Genomic DNA, 7734 nt, shown 5'->3' with positions numbered 1-7734 from the left:
ACTTGACGGGGAGCAGTTCACCTTTGGCGAGGTAGGGCTTTTTTTATGTCAGATATTCGTCGGAGGATCAAACGTCTGTTTAACGATATAGTCACTCATCTTATGACCGAGATCCGTAAAGAGCGGCGGACGCGGAGACAGGACATGAAAATCCTGTTCGAATGCCCGGATGGCATAGTGGGTCCAGTCTCGCGACGGGTCCCGCTTCAACCCCATCCATTCCGTCGCAAAGGTTAGAAGTGCCGAGTCCTTATACAGGACGAGCGGAACCGTATTAAACCCCATCCCGTCATCCAGTTCATGCAAATCCGACGATCGGAGCAGGACGCTGTCTGCTTCAAACGACAGTTCAAAATAATTGCAGGCGTAATCACCGCTGATAATCATGGTTTCGTCCGTATGGCCGCGGAAGTAAAACGTTAATCGATTGCCATTGGCCCGATCGATTATAAAGTGATCAAGCGCAATTTGATAGTCTTCCCGGTACGTCAGTTTCTCGAATGTAATATGCATGACTCAAACCTCCTTAAGATGGTTTCTCCTTGGCGAGTTCCAGGATGTCCGGTTGACGTAAAGAACGCGACGACCAGACGAGCAAACCGATGCCGAAAAATAAAAGCGAAATGCCGACCCACGATAACAGACTGAGCGTTTCCCCAAGGACAAAGACGCCGAGTAAAGCAGCAGTCAACGGTTCACCAAGGGAGAGTGTGACGGCTGTCGAAGACGAGACGTGCGCAAGACCTCGTGCAAACAATAAGTAGGCGATACCTGTTGCGAGAACGCCGAGGTGCAGACTGATCCCGGCACCGCGCAGACTGAAGACCCATGACAGATCAAACAGGAATAACAGTGGCGATAATAAGAGAGCGCTGAGTGTAAAGACGACCGCGACGACGGATAACGGAGGGTGGGTTTTCACTAAGTCCCGGCTGACAAACGTGTAGACGGCAAAGGACATTCCGGCACCGAGTGCGAGCACAGTTCCGAATGGATCGACCGAGACCGATGCTTGATTCATGACTAACAGTAAACAACCGGCAATGGAAAGCAATGTCGACAGCCACCAAATCGTGCCCGGTCGATTTCTTAAGACCAGCCATTCTATCACTCCTGAAAAAATCGGGGCACTGCCGATCGCGACGACCGTTCCGACGGCGACTCCGGTCATGAGAACCGCGGAAAAGAACAACGGCTGATAGGCGGCCATACTGACGGCAGCAAGAAAAATCGTTGGCAACGGCCAGTCTTTCAGCGTCAGCTTTCCGGTCAGTAAGACGAGACTGAGTAAAAAAAAGCCGCCGACCGCTAAACGGACTGCGCCGATCGCAATCGGATGAGCCATTTCCGGCGCAAAGGCTTGTGACGTGCCGGTCGTTCCCCACAGCATTGCGGCCAGTAAGATCAGCAGCATCGAAGATTGTTTCTGCATGGTTCACCTCCAAGTGAGTACATAGTGTCATTCGGAAGACATTGTTTTGATTAGAAAAAGGATACCACAGAAATAGGAAGGAAGAATCGACCAAATTATTGGTAAAATGGTAGACTAAAGGAAGATGAGGCAGGGCGGCTCATACATAGAGAAACAAAAGGATGGATATTATGAATCAAATCGCAGTTGTCCTTGATGGACTCAAACAAAAAATCAGCCATGGATCGACGTTCATCCAGCGCAGTTACAATTCAATCGGTCAGGCCACGTTCCATCTGCCGAAACCGGTCAAACCGGAAACACTTCAAGCGTTCGAAGCCGAGTTCAAGCAACCGTTACCGAGCGAATACCAGACTTTTCTCGAACTGCATGACGGAGCAAAACTGTTTATGTTAGGCGACGAGGGGCTGGTCTTACATCCGCTCGAAGAAGTGATCGACAAGACGATTGAAGCAAAGGAAGACGGTCTGATTGATGAAGATTATGATCATTACTGGATCATCGGTGAGGTGAACGAAGGGTATCTTCTGATTCATACGGAGCATGCGAAAACAGAAAACACGCCCTACATGTACTGGAAGTATCATGAAGGGTCAACCGAGGACACCGACGCCATCGGTCAAAACTTCGGGACGTTTCTTGAACGGTCGATCATCGCCCAAGGCGACATGTATTGGGAATTCAACAGCTTTGATGTCCGGGAAGATGATTACTACGTCGAAGAAGAAACCGAGCACGTGCAGGCGGGCGTACCGATTGCAACCGAGGAACGGGTCCGGATCGAAATTGAGTATCCGATTTACCGCCGAGGAGGTTTTATTGTTTCTTTTTATACATATGAAAATGGAAAACCTGATTTATGGTGGAAATTTGACTACGACACGATGAAACAGGTGCATCGTTCTCTTGTAAGTACTTTGGAAGAACCGCGGTTCCATTTTACAGAAATCACTGTGTTCCAAAAAGAAGCCCCCATTTGGGAAAACGAAGATGCATCCGGTGAACAGATCGCGAGACGCGTCGAACATCCGCAAACCCAAATCATGCGGTATGACGGTTATCAAGCCTTTGTGAATGATTTGCCGCGTCCGTTACCGGGCTGGGAAAAAGCATGACAGGGAGAGAATGATATGAATCAAATCGCAGCAGTACTCGGCGGGCTTCAGCAGAAAATCAGTCATGGATCAACGTTCATTCAACGGAAGTACAATGAAATCGGTCAGGCGAAATTTAATCTCCCAGAACCGGTGACCGCTTCGTCGCTTGCGGCATTCGAAGCCGAATTCAATCAAAAATTGCCGAGCGAATACCAAACATTCCTTGAATTACATGACGGAGCAGATCTGTTTATTCTAGATGACGGTCTTGGGCTTGTGTTGCATTCACTGGACCGCGTAATCGAAGCGACGAATGAGGCAATCGAATATGAGTTGATTCATGAGGACTTTGACCACTACTGGGTGATTGGGGAAATCAATGAAGGGTACCTGTTGATTAACCGGGAGTTTGCGAAAATGGAGGATACACCCTATATGTATTGGGTGTTCCATGAGTTATCAACCGAGGAGGCCGATTCAATCGGCCAAAACTTCGGCACGTTTCTTGAGTATTCGATCATTGCCCAAGGGGACGTGTTTTGGGAGTTCAAGGACTTCAGCATTGAAAAGGATAATTATTTCGTCGACGAAGAGACTCCGGAAGAAGATGTTAAGCCGCCGATCTCGATCCGGTTTGTCGATTCGGTTCGCGTTGAAATCGAATATCCCGTTTCGGAAACCAATTCATATTTCACGATTTCGATTTATGAGGGCAAGTTTGAACAGGAGAAATTAGGGATGCGTTATAACGAAGGTCGAGGTTTTGATAAGGTGATTCAATCCGTCCGTGATCATCTGTCGTACGAACAATATCATTTTTCATCGATCCGAGTGTTCCAGAGAGAACATTTATTTCAGGCGAACGAAGATCAATCAGGAGATCCTTTAGCCCGAAACCTGAACCCACAGCGTCAAGGATACAGATATGATGGGTATCGTGCTTTTGCGGACCAGTTGCCACGTCCGTTACCGGGCTGGAAGTAAGCGAAGCGTTACGTTTAAAGCGCATCTTCATTTCGAAGACCCGGTCGAAACCGGCTATCAAGGAAGTGTCAAAGACGGATGATTTGTCTTTGGATATAAACTAATAAACACGGGGGATTATCCGGTAGAAGTCGTCTACGACTCGTACCAAGAGGTGGAGCCGAAACGGTTATCGAAGGAAGTGCATACAACGGTGAGAAAGCCAGTGTCATTCCGGCGGATGTCTATGACATCGACTACATCGTCCGTGAACGTGACAGTGAAAGTACAGCCGGTGATGGCGAAATCAGATTAAAATAATTCAATCTAGGAGGAACACACATGTGGAAGAATCCAAGTTACCGCTACGGAATATGGTCATTGATTGTCAGCTTTTTCTTATTCTTAATCGTTCAAATGTATAGCGCCTATATCGAACTGTCACCAAAGTTCGATGGAGAGGCACTCGAAGAATATCATTTGATCTACTTCCCAGTTATCGCATTGATTGTGGGATGTACGTTCTTGATTGGCGGTTGGTGGAATGAGGACTTTAAACAAGAAGCACAAAAACGAGCTGAACTTGAAGCTGAAAAAAACGTGGAATAATTCGATTTTTAGAGGAGTGAAGTCAATTGGTTAAGAATTTTCCGTTTTTACTGATGTTAACAGTAACTGGAATCGCCTTCATGCGTTTTTTATCGAATACGGAAATGGTGCCATTTTTGAAGATTATTTTGACGCTTTTCGGACTTGTCATGATAGGGTGGGGAATCATCGGAATGATCTTGAACGGCTGGGTCATGGGATATGAGCGAAGTAAGAAACGGATTTAATAACAATGCGAATATAATACGTCACAAGTAAGGCAACCCGATAAAATCTCAATTAGAGATGATCGAGCTGCCTTTTTATAGTGCAGATTCTTGAAGAATTGATTTTTAGCCTTCTTTTACTGTACCTATCATCCATTCCGATTGTAGCAACGAATACATATACAAATCATCGAATTGACCACGTGTCTTTTCGTTTTAGTGAGTATAGGAAGTACGAGTGTAGTCAAAGTAATCCCTTCCTTCTATGGATTTAATATAATCCGGTCATGGTCAGCTTCAGCAGCATCGATACAATGTATTCTTTGGCGATCGTTTCGTCGCTGAAGTTCTTTTGATCAAACGTCATGCCACGTTCCCGAAAAAACGTGTACCACGTACCGCGTTCTTCATAATAATGAAATCCGTCCAGCAAGCGATTGGATTCGGTCGAAGATTGTTCAGGTATGCCGTTTACCGCTGTATAAGCCAAGACTTCCGCTCGACTGACAGTAAAAACGTCTGCGTAGGAATGATTTCGCATATTCGGGACACCAAGTGTTTCGCAGGCGAACTGTAATGGATTTCTGTACAGCAGGACTTCAATTTGTTTTTTATGATCAATCACTTGTCTCGACTCCTGTTCTGAAAACATGTATTGATTTTGCGACCAAAATACATTTCCATCATTTTAACATTTGATTAATTTTAAAACCATATAGTGGTAAATTAGAGTAAGATTAAATCCTTAAATAAGTCATTCTTATTATTAGGATGTATGCACCTGAAATCGAGAGAAAGAGGAAAAGAAATGAAAAAACAAGTTAATTTTCTCGTACCTTTTGTTCAATTACTCGTCATTTGCGGACTCTTGTTCATATTCGGAAACTTGATGCAAACGATGCCGAAACAGATTAGTGGAAATGGAAATCTTGGGGTTGTTTCAATATTAGCATTAGTAATCCTGTTTCCGTTCTCGGTTTATGTATGTGTTCGATTATTAATTCAACTTCGAATCCGCCCAAGAGGTTTGTCACTTCTAGGTGTAGGCGCTGTTCTCGATCTATGCTTTGGTTACCTTTATCAGTTACAAAGTTATTCTAATTACAAGGAATTTGTCAAAGAGCAAGTGATTTCGTCTGGACGTACAAGTGATGAAATGTACATCGATAGTATCACGAGTGGCTTTTCTTCGTATATGAACAGTCAGTTCTTCAACGTGAACACATTTATTATGTTTGGTAGCAGCGTCTTAGTCGCCAGTGTATTGATTGTCTGGATTAGTCGGCGAATCGTCTGTACGGAAGTGAACGAAGAAGGTTTTTGATAGAATATCATACGAAACTTAAGAACATCCAAGAAAGCAGGAATAGTGACGGGATATATTATGGAACTTCACCCATGTGTGTCGACTTTCTTGGAAAATACGGATTGAGGTCGATTGGCCGTAATAGGAGGTTGCTCTGGGATGCGTTTCAGAATCTATACTGAAAAAAAATACTACATCATCCCGCGAGGAGGAACACCATGCACTTATTGGCCATTGATTTGGACGGTACCTTGTTAGACTCAAACCATGTTATTTCAGAACGAAATGTCTCAGCCGTCAAGCGATGTCAGAAAAACGGAGACATCGTCGTGATTGTGACAGGGCGAGCGGCGTTTGACGCGGCGCACCTGTTACGGCTCCACCAGTTGGATTGCCCGATTATTGGTTCAAACGGAGCAGAACTCCGGGCAGAATGCGAAGGAACACCAATACGGAAAAATGCTTATGTTCCTTCTAATGAGAGTGAAGCCATCTTGAACTGTTTGCTGAAGCAGAACGTTTATCTTCATATTTACTTAGAAGACGAAATTCTGATGACGTTTGATGCGACGGATCAGTTGAAGAAACAAATCAAAGAGGAACGAAGAAGCAATCCGTCGTTTCAAGCGGAGTTGTTTCTTGCTTCCGTGCATCCTCAATTGACACAATACGGCGTTCGGGAAGTAACGGATTTCTCAGACGTCGATTTAGCGAAAGTCATGAAGTTCATGATTGTCAGTCCAACAACAGCCGTACTGGAGCGGATCGAAAACGACGTATCGTCACGAAACTGTACCGTTACAAGCTCCGGCCTATTTAATCTTGAGGTGACGGCTATTGGAAGCGATAAAGGCATGGCGTTGCAACAGTTTGCTGAACGGTTGCGGATTCCACTGTCGGCAACCATAGCGATTGGTGATAATCACAATGACCTGCCGATGTTTCGGGTTGCCGGGAAAAGTATTGCGATGGGGAGCGCGGAAGCAGCCGTTAAACGACAGGCGACGGAAGAGACAGGACATCATGATGACGATGGAGTTGCCATGGCGTTAGAAACGTTTTGTTCGATTCAAGTCGGACATAAAGGAGTACAGGATGGCAAATATTACTGAAATCGCAAAGGCAGCCGGCGTTTCCCGCTCGACGGTCTCCCGTGTGTTGAACAATCAGCCGTATGTCATTGCTGAGAAACGGGAGGCCGTCTTACGGGCAATGAAGCAACTGGATTACCGACCGAATCAAAATGCGGTTCATTTATCCCGCGGAAAGACAAATGTCATCGGTGTGATGGTCCCGCAAATCAACCATCCGTTTTTCAGTCAATTGATTGAAGGGATCGGCATCGCCTGTGCCGAACAGAACATTTCGATGCTGATCCATCAAACGTTTAATGACAGGCAACAGGAACAGCTGTCGTTTACACAACTGCGGCGTAAACAAATCGACGGACTGATCATCGGCTCGTCGGTCAGTCCGCCTGACGTGCTCGAGCGTGTCCGACGCGATGGTCCGGTCGTAATCTGCGAACAGCGGGAAGAAAGTCTCGCGCAGGTCGCTGTTGATCATCAAAGTGGAGTCTTAGCAGTGTTGTCTCATTTAATGGAACGGGGACATACTTCTCTTGGACTGTGTCTCGGAAATCCGGCGAGCGGTGTTGGACTAATTCGTCGCAACACCTTCGATGCGTTCGTTCAAGAACACGATATATCCGTTTCGCCGGACTGGTATTTTGAGGAGAACTATTCCTTTGTGGATGGACAGGACGTGATGAAACGCTTGCTGAAACTGACGGACAGACCAACTGCCATCATCGTCGGGAATGATTACGTTGCTGCCGGCATCATTCATCAGGCGAAACAAGGAGGGATTAACATTCCGGAGATGCTTGCTGTGACCGGTTTTGACAATCATCCGATTGCTGAAGCGATGGGGATGACGACCGTTGCTCAACCGATTGAACGTCTCGGGAAAGAAGCAGTCCAACTGCTCGATCGATTGGCTGCGGGAAAAGAGCTTCCCATCTGTCAGCCGATTCCACTCGAGCTGATTGTGCGTGAAACGACATGATACTTGAAAGTTGTAAAGCTTGTAAACGTAGCGGTTTATCTTCGCAAAGCGGTT

General features: G+C 45.9%; 10 protein-coding genes. 7 read left to right on the top strand and 3 right to left on the bottom strand.

The genetic code is table 11. The features are described 5' to 3' along the window. Positions 1–48 precede the first annotated feature (48 nt). Together BLD48_RS11310 and BLD48_RS11305 are read right to left on the bottom strand one after the other, a co-directional pair. A complete protein-coding gene (locus BLD48_RS11310) occupies positions 49–513 on the bottom strand; it encodes a hypothetical protein (protein WP_071500302.1) in 465 nt (154 codons plus the stop codon). A gap of 13 nt (positions 514–526) precedes the next feature. Further along, positions 527–1432: an EamA family transporter gene (locus tag BLD48_RS11305; RefSeq protein ID WP_071500301.1), complete on the bottom strand. Its 906-nt coding sequence runs from the start codon at positions 1430–1432 to the stop codon at positions 527–529. 170 nt (positions 1433–1602) lie between these two features. Here BLD48_RS11305 and BLD48_RS11300 point away from each other — a divergent pair, with 170 nt between their 5' ends. The 4 genes from BLD48_RS11300 (at position 1603) to BLD48_RS11285 (ending at position 4328) form a co-directional block, all read left to right on the top strand. After that, positions 1603–2547 carry an SMI1/KNR4 family protein gene (locus tag BLD48_RS11300; RefSeq protein ID WP_071500300.1) on the top strand — a complete coding sequence of 315 codons (945 nt, stop codon included), beginning with the start codon at positions 1603–1605 and terminating at the stop codon, positions 2545–2547. 15 nt (positions 2548–2562) lie between these two features. Beyond that, positions 2563–3513: an SMI1/KNR4 family protein gene (locus BLD48_RS11295; RefSeq protein ID WP_071500299.1), complete on the top strand. Its 951-nt coding sequence runs from the start codon at positions 2563–2565 to the stop codon at positions 3511–3513. Between the two features lie 321 nt (positions 3514–3834). Next, positions 3835–4101: a hypothetical protein gene (locus tag BLD48_RS11290; protein ID WP_071500298.1), complete on the top strand. Its 267-nt coding sequence runs from the start codon at positions 3835–3837 to the stop codon at positions 4099–4101. A gap of 53 nt (positions 4102–4154) precedes the next feature. Then, positions 4155–4328, top strand: coding sequence for a hypothetical protein (locus BLD48_RS11285; RefSeq protein WP_161487719.1), 174 nt, complete (start codon positions 4155–4157; stop codon positions 4326–4328). A gap of 250 nt (positions 4329–4578) precedes the next feature. Here the strand turns inward: BLD48_RS11285 and BLD48_RS11280 are convergent, their stop codons facing one another. Next, complete coding sequence (locus BLD48_RS11280) at positions 4579–4932, bottom strand: hypothetical protein (RefSeq protein ID WP_071500296.1); 354 nt, start codon at positions 4930–4932, stop codon at positions 4579–4581. Positions 4933–5115: 183 nt separating this feature from the next. On the opposite strand from BLD48_RS11280, the gene BLD48_RS11275 reads away from it, so the two are divergent. The 3 genes from BLD48_RS11275 to BLD48_RS11265 all read left to right on the top strand — a co-directional run bounded on the left by BLD48_RS11275 (position 5116) and on the right by BLD48_RS11265 (position 7680). After that, positions 5116–5631, top strand: a complete 516-nt coding sequence (locus BLD48_RS11275) for a hypothetical protein (protein ID WP_071500295.1) — start codon at positions 5116–5118, stop codon at positions 5629–5631. 200 nt (positions 5632–5831) lie between these two features. Continuing rightward, positions 5832–6725, top strand: a complete 894-nt coding sequence (locus BLD48_RS11270; protein ID WP_071500294.1) for a Cof-type HAD-IIB family hydrolase — start codon at positions 5832–5834, stop codon at positions 6723–6725. Continuing rightward, entirely contained in the window at positions 6709–7680 is a 972-nt protein-coding gene (locus BLD48_RS11265) for a LacI family DNA-binding transcriptional regulator (protein WP_071500293.1), read from the top strand. Before BLD48_RS11270 ends, BLD48_RS11265 begins: the two co-directional genes overlap by 17 nt. Positions 7681–7734: the final 54 nt, after the last annotated feature.

Source organism: Exiguobacterium sp. KRL4 (assembly GCF_001870785.1).
In the GTDB taxonomy this organism is placed as follows: Bacteria; Bacillota; Bacilli; order Exiguobacteriales; family Exiguobacteriaceae; genus Exiguobacterium_A.
This window is presented reverse-complemented; position numbering and strand designations above follow the sequence as displayed.

What these genes read in the sequence shown, in the direction of transcription:
- BLD48_RS11300 (WP_071500300.1), top strand. Translation starts at nt 1,603, where the DNA reads ATGAATCAAATCGCAGTTGTCCTTGATGGACTCAAACAAAAAATCAGC.
- BLD48_RS11285 (WP_161487719.1), top strand. Translation starts at nt 4,155, where the DNA reads ATGTTAACAGTAACTGGAATCGCCTTCATGCGTTTTTTATCGAATACG.
- BLD48_RS11275 (WP_071500295.1), top strand. Translation starts at nt 5,116, where the DNA reads ATGAAAAAACAAGTTAATTTTCTCGTACCTTTTGTTCAATTACTCGTC.
- BLD48_RS11305 (WP_071500301.1), bottom strand. Translation starts at nt 1,432, where the DNA reads ATGCAGAAACAATCTTCGATGCTGCTGATCTTACTGGCCGCAATGCTG.
- BLD48_RS11270 (WP_071500294.1), top strand. Translation starts at nt 5,832, where the DNA reads ATGCACTTATTGGCCATTGATTTGGACGGTACCTTGTTAGACTCAAAC.
- BLD48_RS11310 (WP_071500302.1), bottom strand. Translation starts at nt 513, where the DNA reads ATGCATATTACATTCGAGAAACTGACGTACCGGGAAGACTATCAAATT.
- BLD48_RS11290 (WP_071500298.1), top strand. Translation starts at nt 3,835, where the DNA reads ATGTGGAAGAATCCAAGTTACCGCTACGGAATATGGTCATTGATTGTC.
- BLD48_RS11265 (WP_071500293.1), top strand. Translation starts at nt 6,709, where the DNA reads ATGGCAAATATTACTGAAATCGCAAAGGCAGCCGGCGTTTCCCGCTCG.
- BLD48_RS11295 (WP_071500299.1), top strand. Translation starts at nt 2,563, where the DNA reads ATGAATCAAATCGCAGCAGTACTCGGCGGGCTTCAGCAGAAAATCAGT.